An 18,905-nucleotide genomic window follows, 5' to 3' on the forward strand; every position below is an offset into this window, starting at 1 on the left:
CCCCATTTTCCAACTGATCTTGAATGGGTCTGGCTGCAGTAGCAGAGCCGAAGCAGCCCGTAATGAGAGGTCGAGCTTGGCGCGGCAGACGATACTGATTATTCGCGCAACGCAACGCTGGTTTCTGCCGACAGCCAATTGATGACCACCGGCTGCGGGTCAGGGCACGTTCCGACAACGCGGATTAATCGCTGTTGCCGGGGCTGCTTGGCGGGCTCGGGCGCGCGGTCCCTGCCAGGGGACGGCGACGTTCGGAGCCCGCGATCCGTCGGATCAGTAGCGATAGGTCAACTGCACGGCCAGCCCGTTCGCGCTGCTATTGAACTTGGCGCTGTACGCCGGTTGAAGACCGGAGTCGCTCGATTGATTGACCGAGGCCTCGGAGTCCCACAGGTAACCGTAGGCAAGGTCGATCGTCATGTCGGTGTTCGGCGAATAGGCGGCGCCCAGGGTCACGGACTTGCGGTTGGCGACGGGGATGCGCACGCTCCGGTCGGCGTTGCGAACCGGTGCGGGGTCGTAGGCGAAACCCGCGCGCAGCAGCCACTGGGGATTCAATTCATAAGAGGCGCCGACTGCTGTCGACCAGGTGTCGTGCCAGTTCAGCTGTTCACCGACGCGTCCCAGGCCGGCGGCTTGGCCAATCGGGGAGACGTTGCAGTTGACGGCCTCGAATTTGCCCAGGCGGCTCCAGCGTGTCCAGGTCGTGCCCAGGTAGCCGGTCCAGCGATCGTTGAAGTGATGGGTGATGGAGGTGTCCAGCGATTCCGGCGTATCGAGGTCTACGGTTGCGCTGTATTTCCCGTTCAACGATAGAAAGTCGGGCGAGTCGGAGACTTCCGTATGGCCTTTTAATTTATAACTGACCTTGGAGTGGTAGGTGACGCCCCAACGCGTGGTTTCATTGAAATCGACCAGGAAGCCGATGTTGTAACCAATCGCCGTATCGTCTCCCTTGATCGTGACCAGGGTCTCCTTGCCGTTGTTCAGGTTGCCGGTGGCCAGATTGTTCTGAAGTTTTGCGTCGAAGCGATTGAGGGTCGGGCCGCCGCCGATCGATAGGTGCTCGTTTATGCGATAGGCAATCGTCGGTTGCAGGGTGATGATCTGGGTCTTGCTGTAAGAACCGAAGTAGCGCCCCTGGAAGCTACTTTCGTAATCATTGACGAGGCCGAAGGGCACATAGAATCCGAGTCCCACCGAAAGGCGCTCATCGATGGGTGTCGACCAGTAGCCGAAGGGAATGACCGCCGTCGGTACGGAGTCGCCCTTGTTCGTCCCCGACGCATTGCTTTTGACGTCGCTGATATCGTCACTGACCGCGAGAATAGCGGCGCCGCCGCTCACCTCGCTGCGCCGCAACTTGGTCAGCCCGGCCGGGTTTCCGTATATCGTGCTTGAATCCAGGGCGGACGATGATCTTCCCGCATAGGCCGTGCCTGCGGAGCTGGCGCTTTGTTCGTTGAGCGTAAGGCCATTGGCGAGTGCCGTTGTCGAACTACCGATCAATGCGGCGCTAACGGCCAGCTTGAACCAACCCGAACTCTGTTGATGAAGGGATTCTTCAGGGTTCACGCAATGCTTCTGATGCATCTTTCACCTCTTGTTGTTTTTGTTGGATTGCGCAGGCGTGAACAGCAGGCAAAGCTCCGCCCGCCTGCGCATATGTCAGGATCCCTTGGGGTGGTTTTCCGTTACCTGGCTTGGAATGGCACCGATAGCCGGTGCTCTTGCGATCTATCGAAGTAAGTTGGCTTCACTCACGCCATTGAATCTGCAGGCTGTATCGTCCCAGCACCGGCGCCAGTGTCTGCTGGTACGTTCCTGCGTGAATGTTCACGAGCAGCCCGCGCTTGTTGTCCTGCACGGCTTCTACCGGAATGTCCGGAAGTCCCAGGTTTGCAATTTCCCGTTTGACGACGCAGACGACTTCCCGTTGTTGCAGGCCGGGTTTGAATATCTTGCCCACTGCCGTCAGTGGCAGTTCATTCAAGACTTCGACGCGTTTGGGCACGGCGGCGCGCTCGCTGATGTTCTCGCTGGCGAATGCCAGGAGTTCGTCGCCGCTGCAGGACTGACCTGGCTTCAATTGCACGTAGGCCACCGGAATCTCGCCGGAATAGGCATCCGGGCTGCCGATCGCCGCGGCCAGCGCGACGGCCGGGTGGGCTTGCAGCACTTCCTCGATCTGCTTCGGGTCGATGTTGTGGCCGCCGCGGATGATCAACTCCTTCTTGCGGCCGGTCAGCCAGAAGTAGCCCTCGGCGTCCTGGCGTCCCAGGTCGCCGGTGTTGAGCCAGCGTCGGCCTGCGATTTCGATCCAGAGTCCCTGGTTATGGCTTTCATCCAGATAGCCCGCGAACAGATTCGGGCCGCAAATGGCGATGACGCCGACCTCGTCGGTATGGGCGTCGCGCTCGTATTCGCCGGTTGCGCCCAGGATCACCGCGCGCATGTCCTGGTAGGCCAGGCGTATGCCGATGGAGCCGATACGCCGCTCGCCATCGGGCGGGTTCACCGAGGAGACACAGGCCCCTTCGGTCAGGCCGTATCCTTCGAGTAGACGCACGCCGGTTCGCTGCTCGAATTCGCGAAACAGTTCCACGGGCATCGGCGCGGCGCCGCAGAGTGCGTATCGAAGGCTCGACAGGTCGCGGGTCGATGGGTCGAATCTGAGCAGAGCCGAGTAGACGGTTGGCACGCCGGAGAAGAAGTTGATTCCGAAGTGCTCGACTATTTCCCAGAAATGGGGAATGACCTCGGGGTCGCGGTAGCCCTGCGCCGTGCCGAGAATCACGTGATCGCCCAGGGCCCAGGGCATCAGCCCGGTGACCAGCTGGCCATTGACGTGGAAGAGCGGAAGGCCGCAGAAGATCACCTGGCTACTGCTGCGCGGTTGCAGATGGGCTGCCATGGCCCAGGCGTTGAAGACTTCAGAGCCATGCGTGCGTGCGGCGATCTTGGGCATGCCCGTGGTGCCGCCGGTGCAGAAGTAGGAGGAGCGCTCGTCGGGACGAATCTGCCGGCCACTCTTGAGATGGGTTCCGGGTTGGGCGTCCATCAACGTGCGCAGGTCATGAATGGAGACACCGCTGTGCTGCGCTCGCTCCCTTTCTGCCAGGGCCCGGAGCGCGGTGCGCTGCGGCTCGCCGACGTAGGCTTCCATGCTCACCCAGACGACATGCCGCACCGCTGGCAGGTCGCCGAGTTGCGTGGCCAGCCTGGCCCAGGAATCGCTGCCGGGCGTGGGCGCCAGCGTCACCACGACGGAGGCGTTGGCCGACTGCAGCAGGCTGGCGATCTGCCTGGCCTCGAGCAGGGGGTTGATCGCCATGACTATCCCGGCCGCCTCGCCGCCCCAGATGGTGAAGTGGGTCTCCGGCAGGTTGGGCAGGAGGAAGGCGAGCACCTCCCCGGGCACTATGCCTAGGTCGTGGAAGGCGTTCGCCGCGCGGGTGATTTCCGCGAAGAGCTGCGCGTAGTTCCAGTCGAAGGTGTGTCTGAAGTCCGAAGCCTGGGGGAAGAAGCTCAACGCCGGCGCTTCGGGAATGCTTTCGGCGGTACGACGCAGGGCTTCGTAGGTGCTCGGGGCCAGGTGGCGATCCGCCAGCGGGACGCTTTCGAGCCCCGTGATGTCGGCCAGTGTCTGCACGGTCATCAGGCTTCTCCCACGACGCGATTGCGTTGAACCCCCAGGTCGATCACGCCATCGGCACTGCGAATGCGCGCTTCGACGACGTCGCCGACCTTCAGGTATTGCGACCGGCTTTCCTGCGCCTTGAGGAACAGCTTCCACTTGGTAGCTTCGGGCATCAGGGCGGCGATGCGCTGCTTGGCGGGAGAGGGGATCGACAGGGCGCAGCCGGCCGGCGTGCCGGTGGCGATCAGGTCGCCTGTATCCAGGTCCTGGACCGTCGAGAGTTCGGTGAGGGTTTCGGCGGGGCCGTAGACCAGGTTGGCGGTGCTGTCGTCCTGGCGGACCTGGCCATTGACCGTCAGGCGCAGTTGCAGGGCCTTGAGGTAGTGCATGTCCTTTTCGCCCAGCAGGCAGAGGTACGGGCCGACGGGGCCGAAGGTGCGGAAACTCTTGCCCTTGTAGAACTGCATCTGCGGAATCTGGATGTCGCGGGCCGAGTAGTCGTTGACGACGACGACGCCGGCGATGAACTCGTGCAGGTTGTTCTCGGTGACCGATACGGCGCTGCTGATCGGGCGCTTCATCACCAGGCCCAGCTCGATTTCGTAGTCCAGGAAGCGCACGTTGCGCGGCTTGATCAGGTCGCTGTCGGCCGCCACCAGGCAACTGGTTGCCTTGGTGAAGATCATGTTGAATTTCTTCGCGTCGGGGTCCATGCCGGACTCGATCATGTGCTGGCGGTAGTTGGCGCCCTGGCACACGAACTGCTGGTTGCGGGTCACGGGGGAGAGCACCTTCACCTCGCTCTCGGCGAACTCGTTGCCCGTGAGCAGATCCAGGTCCTCGATGCTGTTCTGGCGGATGAAATCGCCGGTCGTGGCGAATTCGCCGGGAATCGGCGTGATGCGGCCCTGGCGGATCACGCCCCATTGGACGGTGTTCTGGTGTTCGAAGCGGACGACATGTACGGCTGGCATTGAAGGCACTCCTGGAGCGTCGTTTGCCCCGTATTCGCGGGTTCGGGGGCTTTGTTGTGGGGATGCGGCGAACTCGGTCGGGCCGCCGATGAGCGCACAGCCCGCCAGGGCGGCGCTGACTCGGAGGGCCGCTCGCCTGCTGAGATTCATCGGGGCGCTGACGTGGGGTTAAGCAAACAGGCGCATCAGCGCTTTCAGCTTGTGCAGCGTCAGGTCCGGACTGCGCCGCAGGTTGCGCAGCAAGGCGAGCAGGTTGCTCAGGCTGAGCTTGGGCTTGGTGAAGCTCCTGGGCATTCGCTGCCCCCACTGCGCCATGGCTTCAGCGCTGACGAGGTGAACGCCGGTGGGGTGCGCGGCGGTGAAGACATCGCCGTCACAGTAGTGCTCGTGCCTGTCGCCCCAGGGGTCCTGCCAGTAATCGAAGATCTGGCTGCCCAGGATGTGACGGCCGATTCCCCAGGCATGCGTCCAGCTGCGTTCCTGCAGGACGCGCTGCCCCATGCCAACGGCATCGGCGTCGACGAGTTCGTAGGCGCTGTGGCTGTAGGTCGCCATGAAGCCCTGGGCGATGGCGAGGGTATGGTGGTCCGCCGGCGTGTCACCCCGATCCAGGCGCATGAACGCGACGATCGGCGAGCCGTCGGGAAGCACCTGCACGTCACTGGGAATGAAGCCGAGGTGCTGCGTGTACCAACCGCAGGTAGCCTGGTAATCGGCTACCTCGATGACGACATGGCCCAGCTTCAGCACCTCGGGCGGCGCTACCGGCGGGCGTTGGGTGTCATTGATCCGCGCCTGCTTCTCGTCGAAGTTGAGCGCAAGTGCCGGCCGGTGCGGCAGCGGATCGCAGGGCGATTGTGCATGGATGGCCTCCACCACGAAGCCGGAAGGGTCGATCAGTCTGACCTGCCGGCCACCGCCCGGATGCTGGATCTTTTCGATCGAGGAGGCACCGGGCACCTGCGTCAGGCGCTCCAGATCCTCCTCGCTACCTACTTCCAGTCCGAGGCCGAGGAAGCGCGCCCGGGCGGCGCGCTGGATGCGATAGCAATAGGGCGTGGGGTCGGCTGCACGGAGATAGAGCGTGTCCGCATCCTGCTGGCTGACCGTCAGGCCGAAGTCGGTCAGGAAGCGTGCCGCCTCCTCGAGGTCGGGGCGCTCGAAGATCAGGTGGGCGAGGCGCTGGGCCTTGACCGTGGGGGCGGGATGCCGGGCCGGTTGAGGCGTCGCCAGTCGAAGTAATGCAGCACTGCTGGTCATTGTTCTTGTTCTCCGAACTTTCTTCAGGCAAAAGTCGGCCGCGCCCCCCTGTCTGACGGGGCGTCAACCACATCCATTCGACGGATCTAGCCGATCGCGGGAAGCGCCGGTAGCTCCGTGGTCGCCAGGCTTCTGGCTTCCTCGAAGGGTACGCCCAGCGCCCGGAGCAGGAGCTCCGCCGTGTCGGTGCCCGCTTCGCGCCAGGCCTTGTGTCCTTCCAGTACCAGGAACATCGCCCCCAGCACCGCGCTGGAAATCAGCGTGATGACCGAGAGCAGTTGGTCCTGCTGGAAGCGGTAGCGCTGGCTGGCGAATCCTTCCAGCAGGTCCTTCGTCGCCTGGCTGGCGAACATCTCGCGCAGGGCCGCGTCGTTCATGGCGAAGCGATGAATGAAGGAGCCCCATTGGGGCTCTTCATGGGCGCGCCGGATGAAGAAGCGGACGCCATTGGCGAGCCGTTGGGCAGGGTCTTCGAGGGTCTCGAAACTCTTCTTGACCCGTTCATGCATCTCGGCGCTGAGGTGAGCGGCAACCGATTCGAACAGTTGCTCCATGCTCGGCACGTTGTTGTAGACGGTTCCGCGGGCGACATTGGCTTCGATCGCCAGGTCGCTGATGCTCACGTCGGCCGCGCCGCGTTCGGCGAACAGGCGCAGGGCGGCTTGATGGATGCGTCGTTGCGCGGGGCTCAGGGGTTTCACGTGCACTCTCCAGAGTCGGTTCTGGATAATATTGAACATTCATGTTCAATTACCGTCAACGAGAATTTTCGATTTCTTGCCGCGTAAAGCTGTTATTCCAGCTATATGCTTGGCTGCTCTTGGGTTGGCTGCTTATTTTGGAGGGTTATTTTTGAACGATTATGTTCAATTTTGTCGCCCGCGCGACGCTGTGTGACCCGACCATGCCGGCTCGCATGCAGGACACCGCGGTGTGATGGGCAGACTGTAGGGGCTGATCAGGGCTGAGCGATGGTTCAGGCAGACGAAGCTGAGTCCACTCCGGGGAGCGGGCCAGGATTCAGGCGCAGCGTTGCTCCCCGCCGTGGCGGGCCAATCAGGTGCCTGCAGGGGCGGTGGGCAGTGGAAGGCTGGCGATCTTCCTGGCTCTGGCCGGCGTGGCCCCCAGGGCCTTGAGGATCATTTCCGCGACACGCATGTCATGGTCGGCTACCGCGCGCCCCTCGACGACCGAGCGCATCGCCCCGGTGGTGCAGGAAACCACGAGGTCCAGGGCGATGCCTTCGTCGTCGTAGCTGAAAGCGCCTTCCCGCAGGCCTTCCTGCAAGTCCTCGAGCACGTGGGCGGCCAGTCGCGAGCGAATCGCCTGGTCGAAATGGAAGATGCGCAGCAGTGCATTGGCCCATTGATGGTCATCGGCGGCCCGGCGTATGAACATGCGCACACCGATCGAAAGCCGCTGGGCGCCGCTCCGCACGTCCGCGCTCAATGCATAAATGGCATCGGAAAACTCGTCGGCCATCGCGATGCCCGCGGCTTCGAGCACTTCTTCTCGAGTGCGGAAATAGTTGTAGATGGTGCCGTTGGAGACTTCCGCCTCGGTGGCGACCTCGAGCAGGGCGATTTCCCCCACCTCCTTTCGCGCAACCAGCCGCAACGCCGCATCGATCAAGCCGCGGCGAGTTCGTTCGCGCTTCTTGTGGCCGCGCGTGAGCGGTTGAGGCGAGTCCGTTTCGGACGAAGGGGTGGGGGACGGCATTGTCAGGCTCGCAATCGGGGAGGCTCGCTGATGGTAGCGGAAACGCCACCGGCATTGGAGCCGTCGCTGGCCATCAGTTCGCGGCATGCCTCGATCAGGTCGCTCGCTTCTTCGGCCGGGGCGTGATGCATGATGTGGCGGTCGGGGCGGACCGCGACCAGCGTGCCCTTGGCCGCAAGCGGCAGGAGGCTGTGGTTCAGGTCCTCCACTGTCGTTGACTTGCCTGTCGGGCGCTGGCCGCATGGCACCACCTGGAGGAAGCTGCCCCCGATGCTCAGCCAGGACGACACCTGGGTGGGGGAGAGCTGGGCCATCGGGTCGATGCCGAATCCCACCAGGGCGAGGCTGTCTCCCAGTGCGCCGTCGCTCAGGTGAATCCGGCCCTGCGCATCGCGAACCCAGGCCTGGGGGAACAGGCCGCCCCGAACCAGCCGGTCGCCGCGGCGATGGCGCTTGAACAGGCCTTGCCTGAAGATGTTTTTCGGCTTGATCTCCAGGTCCTCGAAGTACTTTCGGGTGGTCGGCGTCAGCCCGAGCAGGCGCATCAATCCATGGGTCAGGAGGGCTGCCGGCTTGCTTCTGGGCATGACCAGGCGGCCCATGAGCTTGGCCATGTCGATCATCGCCTTGGCATGCGGCCGACGCTCCTGGTCGTAGCTGCCCAGTACCGACGCGCTGGCCTGGCCGCGCAGCACCCAGGCGAGTTTCCAGGCAAGGTTGGCGACATCGCGAAGACCGGCGACCAGGCCCTGGCCAACGAAGGGGGGCGTGATGTGGGCGGCATCACCCACGAGGAAGACGCGCCCCTTGCTGAAGCTGTTGCAGCAACGGGCATGGAATCGATAGACCGCCTTGCGTTCGATCTGCAGTTCTCGCGGGTCGACCCAGGGGCCGATCAGGCGGGCGATGTTCTCCGGGTTTTCCATCTCTTCCCGCGTCTCACCCGGCTGCAGCATGAACTCCCAGCGCTCCCTGCCGCCTGGTGCGGGCATATGCGGCACAGGGCGCCGTGGGTCGCAGATGAACTCGACATGATCGATGGCCGACGCGTGCCGATTGCCGGCGTCGACGATCAGCCAGTCCTCGGCATAGGTCTCGCCTGCGAAGTCCTGGCCGATCAGGCTTCTGACCCTGGAGCTGGCGCCATCGGCACCGACGAGATAACGGGCGCGGATGAAATGCGCCTGGCCTTGTTCGTCCCGCACGGAGGCGACGATGCCGTCCGGCTGTTCCGACAGGCGCTCCAGCTCGTAGCCGCCCAGGCTGGTAACGGAGTCGAGCTGGGCGACCTTGTCGCGCATCGCGTGCTCGAGATCGGGTTGGTAGAAGGTCACCAGCTTCGGGTGGCCATCGATGCAGCCCGCGGTGTTGGCCCGGCCGAACTGGCCGAGCAGCGGCGAGTGCATCCGCACTTCGGAAATCACGATCTTCTCGAAGGCGTCTTCCGCCAGTCCGGCGAGTTGCAGGATGCGCAGCGCCTCGTTGTCCAGGGCGATCGCCCGGGGCATCAGCATGACCTCGTGGGTCTTGTCCAGCACCAGTGTCCTGACGCCATGGCGTCCCAGCAGCGCGGCGAGCGTCGCCCCGGCAGGACCGTTGCCTATTACCAGTACATCGACCGTTTCCGGAAGCAGTTCGGAGGTTTGCTTGTTGTTCATACCGAGCCCTTGTTGTGATTGAAATCGTGGGACGCGAGGTCCCATCGTCAGGCGCGATCAGGTTAGTTAAAAATGAGACTAGTATCAATATTGGTGGTTGTGTCATTATTTTGAGGCCGCCGGTCGTCAGCCTCCAGCACTGTCCGGGGCGGGCGTCGTGCCCTGCGCGGCCATGTCGCGTGAGCGACGCAATGGCGCCCTGCGGCGGGCTGCGTCGATAGAGTCGAAGACGCACCGATGAAAGATCTTCCGAGCCAACAGGTATCGAACGTGGCGCGTCTGCAGCCCAATCCCGATCCCCTGCGGATCCGTTTCGCCGATTTCGAACTCGACGAGGCCAATGCCTGCCTGACCCGGCAGGGACAGGCCGTGGCGCTCACGCCCACGCCCTTCGCACTCCTGTGTGCGCTTGCCCGTGAACCGGGCACGCTGCTGAGAAAGGACGCTTTGCTGGATGCGGTGTGGGGACACCGGTTCGTCAGCGAGTCGGTCCTGAAGACGGCCATCAGCGAACTTCGCCTGGCGCTCGGAGACAACCCTCGGCAGCCAAGTTTCATCGAGACCGTGTCGCGTCGCGGCTACCGCTTCATCGCCTCGACTCCGCGGGAGCATTCGAGCGGAAGCGCGCCAGCACAGGCGGCTGTGCCGGACGTCGACGCACGAGCGGCGTCGTCATTCATCGGGAGAACCGCCGCTCTATCGAAACTGCACGGCGCCTGGCAGCGGGTGCAAGGCGGTCAGCGGGCGCTGGTCTGGCTGGCTGGCGAGCCGGGAATGGGCAAGACCACACTGATCGAGCAGTTTGTCGGCAGCCTGGCGGGCGTCGCCTGCGCGCGTGGCCATTGCGTCGAGCACTTCGGCACCAGCGAACCCTACCTGCCCGTGCTGGAAGCGCTGGCGGAACTGTGCCGCAGCGATCCGGCGCTGCCCGAGCTGCTCCGCACCGTTGCGCCGACCTGGTTGCTGCAACTGCCCTGGCTGTGCAGCGTCCTGGAGCGGGACGGGCTCCGACGCGAGCTGGCGGGCGTCGGCCCGGAGCGCATGCTGCGCGAGATGGGCGAGCTGCTGGAGCGCTACACCGAGCAGCGGCCGCTCCTGCTGGTGACCGAGGACCTGCACTGGGGCGACAGGGCCACCGTTCAGCTCATCGCCTACCTTGCCCGACGTCGCGGTCGTATCCGCCTGATGTGGCTGGCGAGCTTCCGGGTCGCCGAAGTGGTGGCGCTCGATCACCCGCTGGGCTCGTTGCGCCATGAGCTTCGCCTGCAACGGCTGTGCGACGAGATAATGCTCGACCCGTTCTCGGAGACAGAGGTCGCCGACTATGTCGCGCTGTCTTCGCCCTCGCTCGCCCGCGACGAATCCTTCGTGCGGGCTTTGCATCAGCGCACGGACGGCGTGCCGCTGTTCGTGTCGTCGGTCGTTGGCGAAGTGCTCGATGAGACACGCGAGGCTTCCGGGGCCGAGGCCGTGCTTGGGCAAGTAGCCGTGCCCGAGAGCCTCCTGGCCATCATCGACAATTACCTCGCCAGGCTCGACTGGGACCAGCGTGTGTTGCTCTCGGCCGCCGCGGTGTGTGGTGTCGATTTTCGCCTGGAGACGGTCTCGCGGGGGCTCGGGCGCGACTTGGTCGAGGTCGCCCACGCGTGCGAGGAACTGGTCCGCGGGCACCTCTGGCTGACGCGTTCGCGGGGCACTGACGCCGAAGAAGACTGGGAGCCGCATTATGCCTTCCGCCATGCGCTGTTCCGCCGGGTGGTGTATGAGCGCACGCCGCACCAGGTGCGTGCCCAGCTTCATGGTCAGGTCGGAGCTGCCCTCGAACGCGAGCGCTGCGCTGGTGTACCCGTGGCGGCGGCTGAACTGGCGATGCATTTCGACCGGGCACGCCAGCCCATGATCGCTCTGCGCTACTACGCCGAGGCGATGGAAGCGGCACTGTTGCACTTCAGTCCTTCGTCGACGCTTGGCCTGAGCCAACGCGCAACCACCCTGTTGAAGCAAGCGGAGGAGGGTGCCGAACGCGATGCATTGGAGATTTCCCTGGCCACGCTGGAAGGTTTGGCGGCCTTCCAGATGTCCGGGGTTGGCAGGGAGGCCAACGACGCCTTCGTCGGCGCATACACCCTGCTGGAAAAGTCACCCGGGCATTCGATGAGCGGACGTCTGTTGCACGGCTATGGCTATCTGCTGAGTCTGCGCGGGGACTATACCCAAGCGCTGGCCGTGTCGGAGCGCGCAGAGGCGCTTTCGTCCCTGTCGAATGATCCGCAGCTGATGCTGGCCGCCTGCATCGTGCACAGCGAGGTGCTGCATCTTCAGGGGCGTACACAGGCCACTCGCAGGTGGCTGGAGCGCGCGTTCTCCATCGCAGAGCCGCTGGACATCGGCGCTGGCGAGGTCGTCGCGGCCGATCCCCAGGTGATGCTGCTCGGCTTGCTGGCCATCGAGCTGTTGCGCTGTGGGTTGCTCGGGCAGGCCCGCCACAACATGCAACGGGCGCGAGCCCGGGCGGCGATGTTGCGGCAGCCGATGACCCGCCTGGTCGCCTGCTGGCATGAACTGCTGATCGAAGTCCGCATGGGCAATGCCGGGCGCGTGGGAGAACTGGCGGAAGACATGCAGGCGCTGGTCGACGAGTACTCGCTTGCCCTGGGACGGACGGCCTGCGGTTGGTGGCGTGGCTGGGCCGAAGCCCGGCGGGGCTCGCCGCGCGAAGGTCACCGGCGCATACGCGAGGCCTTCGAAGCCCATGCCGGCCTTGGCATGCGCGCCGGCTCCAGCGAGGTACTTGGCTACGCCGCCGAGGCGCTGCTGCTGGCGGGCGATATCGAAGGCGCGCAAGGCGAACTGGAAGAGGCGCTGCGCGTGGCTGCCGAACTGGGCGAGCGCGTGTATCTGCCGCAACTGCTGCTACTGAAGGCGGCAATTGCTCGGGCGCAAGGACAGGGTGACAGCGCCAGCGTCGCAGTAAGCTGTGCCGTGCAGGAGGCTCGTGCGCAGGAGGCTCCCTGGCTGGAGCTGCTCGCCCTCGTCGAGCTGTGCGCCCAATGCGAGGCGACAAGCGAGGATCGGGAGGCATTGGCCAGGCTGGTCGAACGGCTCCCCGAAGCCGAAGACAGCGAGCCGGCAAGGCGCGCCAGGTCGTTGCTGCCTGCCCGGGACCTGGCCTGCAGCTGATTTTCGCTCCCTCCCGGCCATCGCTGCGTCCGGCCCTCATCGCGTGCAGGCGGCCGTCCTGACCGAAACCCGACCTTCCGCTTACGACTCGAAACGGCGACGGGCCTAGGCTGGCACCGAACTTCCCGATCCCCTGGTGTAGCGATGGTCCTGAACCCCGAATCCAAATATCCGAGCCGCCGCGCCTACGTGGTGAAACTCCAGAGCGACGCCACGCCGGCCGCATTCATGGGGCGCGTCGAAAACCTGGTCACCGGGCATCAACTCGAATTCACCTCCGCCAGCGAGCTGCTGCACGCGATCGCGTCCGACCTTGCCTTCGTGGCGGGCGCACAGGTCGCGGACGCCGCCGAAGAGTGACCTCTGAAACCCGAGCGGGTGCTCGACGTGGTGACCGAATCGCGACCTCCGGCTGACAACTTGGCCGCGGTAAAGCCCCACTCTCGTGCCCTGTCGAATCCCTGTGAGTCCAGACTGATGTTGCGATTCCCATCCCTCTCTTCGCCGGTTCGCTGTGGCAGGCGAATAGCCGATCAGCGCGCAGAGCGCCCTGCTTCCTTCCTGCTCGCCAGCGCGCTTGCCTCGTGCATCGCGCTGGCCATGACGGGTTGTTCCACGCCGGTGGCCAAGCCGTCGGTGGAGCTTCCTTCCCGATTCGCTGCCGCCACGGCTTCCGAGATGGAACCCGAGGCTGCATGGTGGAAAGCCTTCGACGATCCGGTGCTGACCGATCTGGTGCAGCGCGCGATGCGCGAGAACCGTGATGTCAGGATCGCCGCCGAGCGTCTGGGCGCCGCGCGGGCCGGCGAGACGATCAGCCGTTCCTGGCTGTTCCCCAGCGTGGGTGTGTCCGCTGGCGGCGCCGACCGTCGCAGCGGATACGACTCGGCCACCCGGCAGCTGTATCCGGATACCAAAACCGCCAGCGTCGGACTGGACGTCTCCTGGGAGCTCGACCTGAGCGGTCGTCTGCGCGCTGGCGCGGCGGCCGCCAAGGCCGATGCGCTGGCGGCCGAATACGGCGAGCGCGGTGTACGCCTGCTGGTGATGAGCGACATCGCCAGCAATTACTTCACCCTGCGTGGCGCGCTGCGCCAGGCCGAGACGCTGCGCGCCATTGCGGCAGCGCAGGACGAAACGCTGCGCCTGGTCACCGCGCGCAAGCGCGTGGGCCTGGCGACCGACTTCGACGTCGAGCGCGCGCAGACCGAAGCGGCCTCCGCCCGCGCGCAGATTCCGCCGATGGAAACCCTGGCGGCCGTGGCGCGCCATCGTATCGCGGTGCTGATCGGCGACCAGGCCTTCAATGCCGCCACCATCGTGCCTTCGGCCAATGAGGCGCTAGTGCCCCAGCCGCAGTCTGGGCAACCGGCCGCGCTCCTGCAGCGCCGTCCCGATGTCCTGGCGCTGATGGCGCAACTGGATGCAGCCAATGCTCGCCGTCAGCAAGCCGCCGCCGAGTGGTTCCCGCGCCTATTCCTCGGCGCATCCTTCGGCAGCCAGGACCTGGCGCTGAACGGCGTCAGCCTCGGCACTGCCCGTTTCACCAACGTGGCGGGATTGCTCGCGATGCCGTTGTTCAATGCCGGTCGCACGCGCGCCATCAACGAGGTCGCCGAGAGCGGCCAGCGCGAAGCGCTGCTGCGCACCGAAGACGGCATCGCCCGGGCGCTCGAAGACGTGGAAAACGCGCTCGTCACCCTGGGACAGGAACGCCAGCGTGCGGCCTCGCTGCAGGTTGCATCGGCCACTGCCGAGGCCGCGCTCGGCCACGCCCAGTCGCTCTATACCCGCGGGCAGGTCGACCTGCTGCCGCTGCTGGACGCGCAGCGCGCACGCCTGGCCGCACGGCTGAACGCCAACGACAGCAGCACGCGCCTGCTGCTCGACAGCGTCCAGCTCTACAAGGCGCTGGGCGGCGGCTGGCAAGTCTTCGAGCCAGCGGCCCCGACTGCAAGGGCCGGCAGCGCCCAACCGCTTTCCTGAATACCGACGCCCACAACGAGGAATCGTCTTGAAGAATTCAATAGTCGCAGCCAGCGTGATGACTGCCGCCGCGCTGCTTTGTGCATGCAGTCCCAGCCAACCGGTCGTGCTGGCACCCCGGCCCGTGCGCACCGTCGAACTCCATTACGACAGCGCCCGCGAAAGCAATCGTTACGTCGGCACCGTGCAATCGCGCTATGCGGTGGACCAGGCTTTCCGTGTAGGCGGCAAGGTCGTCCAGCGCAAGGTCGATGTCGGCCAATCCGTGCAGGAAGGCGATGTGCTCGCCGTGCTGGACGACAGCGACTACCGACTTGCCGAAGAGGCCGCGCGCCAAGCGTGGGACGCCACTGTCGCGCAGGCCCGCCAGGCCGACTCCGACCGTCAGCGGCTGAGTGCGCTCAAGGCCGATGGCTCGGTCAGCGCTGCCGACGACGAGCGTGCCCTCACCAGTGCCAGGACCGCGCAGTCGAACGCCGAGGCCGAAGCGCGCAAGCTGGAGCTGGCGCGCAACCGGCTCAAGTACACGGTCTTGCGTGCTTCGCGCAGCGGCGTGGTCACCGCGGTCCGTTTCGAAGTCGGGCAGGTCGTGGCGGAAGGGGCGTCGGTGGTCTCCATCGCCGACCCGAGCCTCCCCGAAATCGTGGTGGACGTGCCGGAAGACCGCCTCGCGACCTTCCAGCAGTCGAGCTTCAGTGCGGCGCTGGCCGGCATGCCGGACAAGACCTTTGCCGTCGCCTTGCGTGAACTGTCGCCACAGGCTTCGGCGCAGACGCGGACCTACCGCGCGCGGCTGAAGCCTCTGGATAGGCAGCAACTGCCGCTCGGCGCCACCGCGACCCTGGAAGCGCAGCGGGTCATGGAGGGCACCCTGGTGGCGGCCGTGCCGGCGACGGCCCTGACGCAAAGCAGCGGGCAGCCGGCGGTATGGGTGGTCAAGCCGACCGGCGGGGACGCGGTGGGTACGGTCGAGCGGGTCCCCGTGGCGGTGTGGGGCTATCGCAACGAGGCGGTGCTCCTCTCCGGCCTGCCCGCAGGCGAACGGGTCGTGACTGCCGGCGTGCAGAAGATGTCGCCCGGGCTCGAGGTGGCGCTGCCGGACGGCGCCACTGAAGAAAAGGCAGTGGTTGCGCGATGAACAAGTTCAATCTCACCGAATGGGCGCTGAACAATCGCGCCATCGTTCTCTTCCTGCTGCTCGTCGTGGCCATTGCCGGTCTGTTCAGCTTCACGAAGCTGGGCCAGCTGGAGGACCCCAGTTTCTCGGTGCCGTCCATGACGGCGGGCGTCGCCTGGCCGGGCGCTACCGCCCAGCAGATCCAGGATGAAGTCCTGAACCGCATGGAGAAGAAATTCGAGCAGATCGACCACTTCGAGAAGGTGGTCACCTTCGCCCGCCAGGGTTATGGCGGCATGACGCTGACCGTGCGTGGCGGCACTTCCAAGGCGGACCAGCGCGAGGCCTGGTACCAGGCGCGCAAGAAGCTCAATGACCTGCGCCTGGAGCTGCCCGAAGGCGTCATCGGCCCGGTCGTCAACGACGAGTACGGCGATGTGTACGGGTTGATGTACGCGGTCAAGGGTGATGGATTCGACCAGGGCGATCTGGCCGATGCGGCCGAAGACATCAAGCGCAGCCTGCTGAAGGTGCCGATGGTCAAGAAGGTCGACGTCATCGGCAAACAGGCCAAGCGCATCCATGTGGAGTTCTCCCACGCGCGCCTTGCCGCGCTGGGCGTCACGCCGCAGGTCATCGCCGACAGCCTCAGGAGCCAGAATGCCATGCTCCCGGCGGGCCAGATCGACACCGGCGGGGATCGCGTGGTGGTGCGCGTGAGCGGCCAGTTCTCCAGCCTCGACGACATCCGCAACGTGCCGATCGTGGCGGGCGGGCGGACGATCAAACTGGGCGATTTCACCACCATCAGCCGTGGCTATGAAGACCCGCCAAGCTACACCGTGCGCCACAACGGCCAGCCGGTGCTGATGCTTGGCATCTCGATGAGCGACGACGGCAACATCGTCGAGCTCGGCAAGGCGATGGACGTCGCCGTCGCGAAGATCCAGTCCGAACTGCCCCACGGCGTGGAACTGGAGCGCGTGGCCGACCAGCCGACCACGGTCAAGGATGCCATCTGGGACTTCGAGCGCTCGCTGATGGAGGCCCTGATCATCGTGATCGCCGTCAGCTTCGCCAGCCTGGGCTGGCGCACCGGCATCGTGGTCGCCACTTCGGTGCCGCTGGTGCTGGGCGGTGTCGCGCTGCTGATGCTGGCGATGGGCTGGAACCTGGAGCGCATCTCCCTCGGTTCGCTGATCATCGCGCTGGGCCTGCTGGTGGACGACGCGATCATCGCGATCGAAATGATGGTGGTGAAGATGGAGGCCGGCTGGGATCGGGTCAAGGCGGCGTCCTTCTCCTATCAGTCCACCGCCATGCCGCGGCTGACCGGTGCGCTGATCACTGCGGCGGGCTTCATGCCCATCGGCCTGTCGAAATCGACCACGGGCGAGTATGCCGGTGGCATCTTCTGGATTGTCGGCGCCGCCGTGCTGTTGTCCTGGATCTGCTCGGGCATTTTCACGCCCTACCTTGCGGTGAAGATGCTGCCGCAGGATTTCGGTCACCAGCAGCATGCCGGCGATCCCTACGACACGCGCTTCTTCCGCGCGCTGCGAAGCCTGATCGACCTGGCCATCGCGCGTCGCTGGCGGGTCATCGGGGTGACCTTCGGTGCCCTGGCGCTGGCGCTGGCGGGCCTGAAGTTCGTGCCGCAGCAGTTCTTCCCCAGCAGTTCGCGACCCGAACTCGTCATCGACCTGCGCATGAAAGAGGGCGCCTCTTTCGCGGCCACGGCCGAGCAGGTGCAACGCCTGGAAGGGGTGTTGGCGAAGGACGAGGACGTCAGCTTCTACACCGCCTATACCGGCGCCGGCGCTCCGCGTTTCTACCTGGCGCTCAATCCCGAACTGCCCAACCCGGCCTTCGCCCAGTTCGTCGTCATGACGAAGGATCTGCAGGCCCGGGAGCGCGTGCGTTCCCGTCTGCTGGCTCAGGTGGATCAACAGTTCCCGCAGGCCTGGGTGCGTGTCACCCGGCTGGAACTGGGCCCGCCGGTGGGCTTCCCGGTGCAGTTCCGTATCGTCGGCGCCGACACCCAGGTGGTCCGCCGCATCGCCGGCGAAGTGGAGAAGGTGGTGGCTTCGAGTCCGAAGGTGCGTGATGTCCAGCTTGACTGGAACGACCCGGTGCGGGCCTTGAAGGTGGTGCTGGACCAGGACAAGGCCCGTGCGCTGGGGCTCACCCCGGCCGATGTATCGCTGGCGACCCAGACCCTGATGAACGGTGCCACCCTATCGCATCTGCGCGAGCATGAAGACCTCACCGACATCGTCGCCCGCGCGGTGCCCGAGGAACGCCTGGATCTGGAGACGCTGAAGGACATCAACCTCTACACGCGGAAAGGGACGGTCGTGCCCCTCTCGGAGGTGGCACAGGTCCGCTACGAGCTGGAAGAGCCGGTCCTGTGGCGCCGGAACCGCGACATGGCGATCACCGTGCGCGCCGACGTGAAGGACGGCGAGCAAGGGGTATCGGTGACCCAGGAAATCCGCCCGCTGCTCAAGGACATCGAGGCGAAGCTGCCCTCGGGCTATCGCATCGACGTGGGCGGCGCCGTGGAGGAGAGCGACAAGGCCAACCGGGCGCTGCTGGCCGTGGCGCCCTTGATGCTGATCACCATCCTGACGCTGCTGATGCTGCAGTTGAAGAGCTTCTCGCGCATGGCGATGGTGGTGCTGACAGCGCCGTTGGGACTGATCGGCGTGGTGCCGGCCCTCCTGGTATTCCAGGCGCCGCTGGGCTTCGTCGCGATCCTGGGCATCATCGCCCTGGGCGGCATGATCATGCGCAACGCGGTGATCCTGATCGACCAGGTGCAGATCGAGATCGCCGAAGGACGCGACCCGTGGAATGCGGTGCTGGATGCGGCCATCCACCGGACGCGCCCGGTGATGCTGACGGCGTTGGCAACGGTCCTCGCGATGGTTCCGCTGACGCGCAGCGTGTTCTGGGGGCCGATGGCGATCGCGATCATGGGCGGCCTCACCGTGGCGACGCTGTTGACCATCTTCTTCGTGCCGGCGCTGTACGCCGCATGGTTCAGGATCCGCCGCCAGCCGGTTGCCGCTGCCCGGGAGGAAACGTCCAGCGTCGAAATCGCGCACTGAGTAACCAACCTACGGCGGGGCGTCCTGCCCGCATCGACGCCTGAGGTCGGATCGAGGGGAGGGCTCGTTTCCATGGGGGCGTCGGCGATGAGGCCTGGCAAGAATGAGTCATTGCGGTATTGCTGACAGGAAGACAGCAAATCGGAGCCGGGATTCAAGTTCGGGCTCCGTAATCGTCATGCGCAAGGAGCGCATGCCGCCGTCGGTGTCACCAGCACCGCATGGCGCCATTACCCTGCGCCGAGCCTGGGCGGTGTC

At 65.3% G+C, this 18,905-nt stretch carries 12 protein-coding genes; 5 read left to right on the forward strand and 7 right to left on the reverse strand.

The window, feature by feature from the left end; genetic code table 11:
• Nucleotides 1–273: 273 nt before the first annotated feature.
• The 7 genes from SD196_RS12110 to SD196_RS12140 all read right to left on the reverse strand — a co-directional run bounded on the left by SD196_RS12110 (nucleotide 274) and on the right by SD196_RS12140 (nucleotide 9,251).
• A complete protein-coding gene (locus tag SD196_RS12110) occupies nucleotides 274–1,593 on the reverse strand; it encodes an OmpP1/FadL family transporter (protein WP_331314812.1) in 1,320 nt (439 codons plus the stop codon).
• 163 nt (nucleotides 1,594–1,756) lie between these two features.
• Entirely contained in the window at nucleotides 1,757–3,658 is a 1,902-nt protein-coding gene (locus SD196_RS12115) for an acyl-CoA synthetase (protein WP_416311522.1), read from the reverse strand.
• Nucleotides 3,658–4,614, reverse strand: a complete 957-nt coding sequence (locus SD196_RS12120; RefSeq protein ID WP_331314815.1) for a fumarylacetoacetate hydrolase family protein — start codon at nucleotides 4,612–4,614, stop codon at nucleotides 3,658–3,660. The genes SD196_RS12115 and SD196_RS12120 overlap by 1 nt, the downstream gene beginning before the upstream one ends.
• A gap of 168 nt (nucleotides 4,615–4,782) precedes the next feature.
• Nucleotides 4,783–5,874 carry a VOC family protein gene (locus SD196_RS12125; protein ID WP_416311523.1) on the reverse strand — a complete coding sequence of 364 codons (1,092 nt, stop codon included), beginning with the start codon at nucleotides 5,872–5,874 and terminating at the stop codon, nucleotides 4,783–4,785.
• An 86-nt stretch (nucleotides 5,875–5,960) separates the two neighbouring features.
• The gene (locus tag SD196_RS12130; protein WP_331314819.1) at nucleotides 5,961–6,575 is read right to left on the reverse strand and encodes a TetR/AcrR family transcriptional regulator; all 615 of its coding nucleotides are present in this window, start codon (nucleotides 6,573–6,575) and stop codon (nucleotides 5,961–5,963) included.
• Between the two features lie 355 nt (nucleotides 6,576–6,930).
• Nucleotides 6,931–7,593: a TetR/AcrR family transcriptional regulator gene (locus tag SD196_RS12135; RefSeq protein WP_370599450.1), complete on the reverse strand. Its 663-nt coding sequence runs from the start codon at nucleotides 7,591–7,593 to the stop codon at nucleotides 6,931–6,933.
• 2 nt (nucleotides 7,594–7,595) lie between these two features.
• Nucleotides 7,596–9,251, reverse strand: coding sequence for a bifunctional 3-(3-hydroxy-phenyl)propionate/3-hydroxycinnamic acid hydroxylase (locus SD196_RS12140; RefSeq protein WP_331314824.1), 1,656 nt, complete (start codon nucleotides 9,249–9,251; stop codon nucleotides 7,596–7,598).
• A gap of 270 nt (nucleotides 9,252–9,521) precedes the next feature.
• Between SD196_RS12140 and SD196_RS12145 the strand changes: the two genes are divergently transcribed.
• From SD196_RS12145 to SD196_RS12165, 5 genes are all read left to right on the forward strand, one after another.
• Nucleotides 9,522–12,431, forward strand: coding sequence for an AAA family ATPase (locus SD196_RS12145; RefSeq protein WP_416311736.1), 2,910 nt, complete (start codon nucleotides 9,522–9,524; stop codon nucleotides 12,429–12,431).
• Nucleotides 12,432–12,575: 144 nt separating this feature from the next.
• On the forward strand, nucleotides 12,576–12,791 hold the full coding sequence (locus SD196_RS12150) for a hypothetical protein (RefSeq protein ID WP_331314826.1): 216 nt from the start codon (nucleotides 12,576–12,578) through the stop codon (nucleotides 12,789–12,791).
• A gap of 117 nt (nucleotides 12,792–12,908) precedes the next feature.
• On the forward strand, nucleotides 12,909–14,417 hold the full coding sequence (locus tag SD196_RS12155; protein ID WP_416311524.1) for an efflux transporter outer membrane subunit: 1,509 nt from the start codon (nucleotides 12,909–12,911) through the stop codon (nucleotides 14,415–14,417).
• 28 nt (nucleotides 14,418–14,445) lie between these two features.
• Nucleotides 14,446–15,555 (forward strand): efflux RND transporter periplasmic adaptor subunit, encoded by a 1,110-nt coding sequence (locus SD196_RS12160; protein ID WP_416311525.1) that lies wholly within the window; start codon nucleotides 14,446–14,448, stop codon nucleotides 15,553–15,555.
• Entirely contained in the window at nucleotides 15,552–18,647 is a 3,096-nt protein-coding gene (locus tag SD196_RS12165) for an efflux RND transporter permease subunit (RefSeq protein ID WP_416311526.1), read from the forward strand. The genes SD196_RS12160 and SD196_RS12165 overlap by 4 nt, the downstream gene beginning before the upstream one ends.
• Nucleotides 18,648–18,905: the final 258 nt, after the last annotated feature.

This window comes from Pseudomonas macauensis (assembly GCF_047902425.1).
In the GTDB taxonomy this organism is placed as follows: Bacteria; Pseudomonadota; Gammaproteobacteria; order Pseudomonadales; family Pseudomonadaceae; genus Pseudomonas.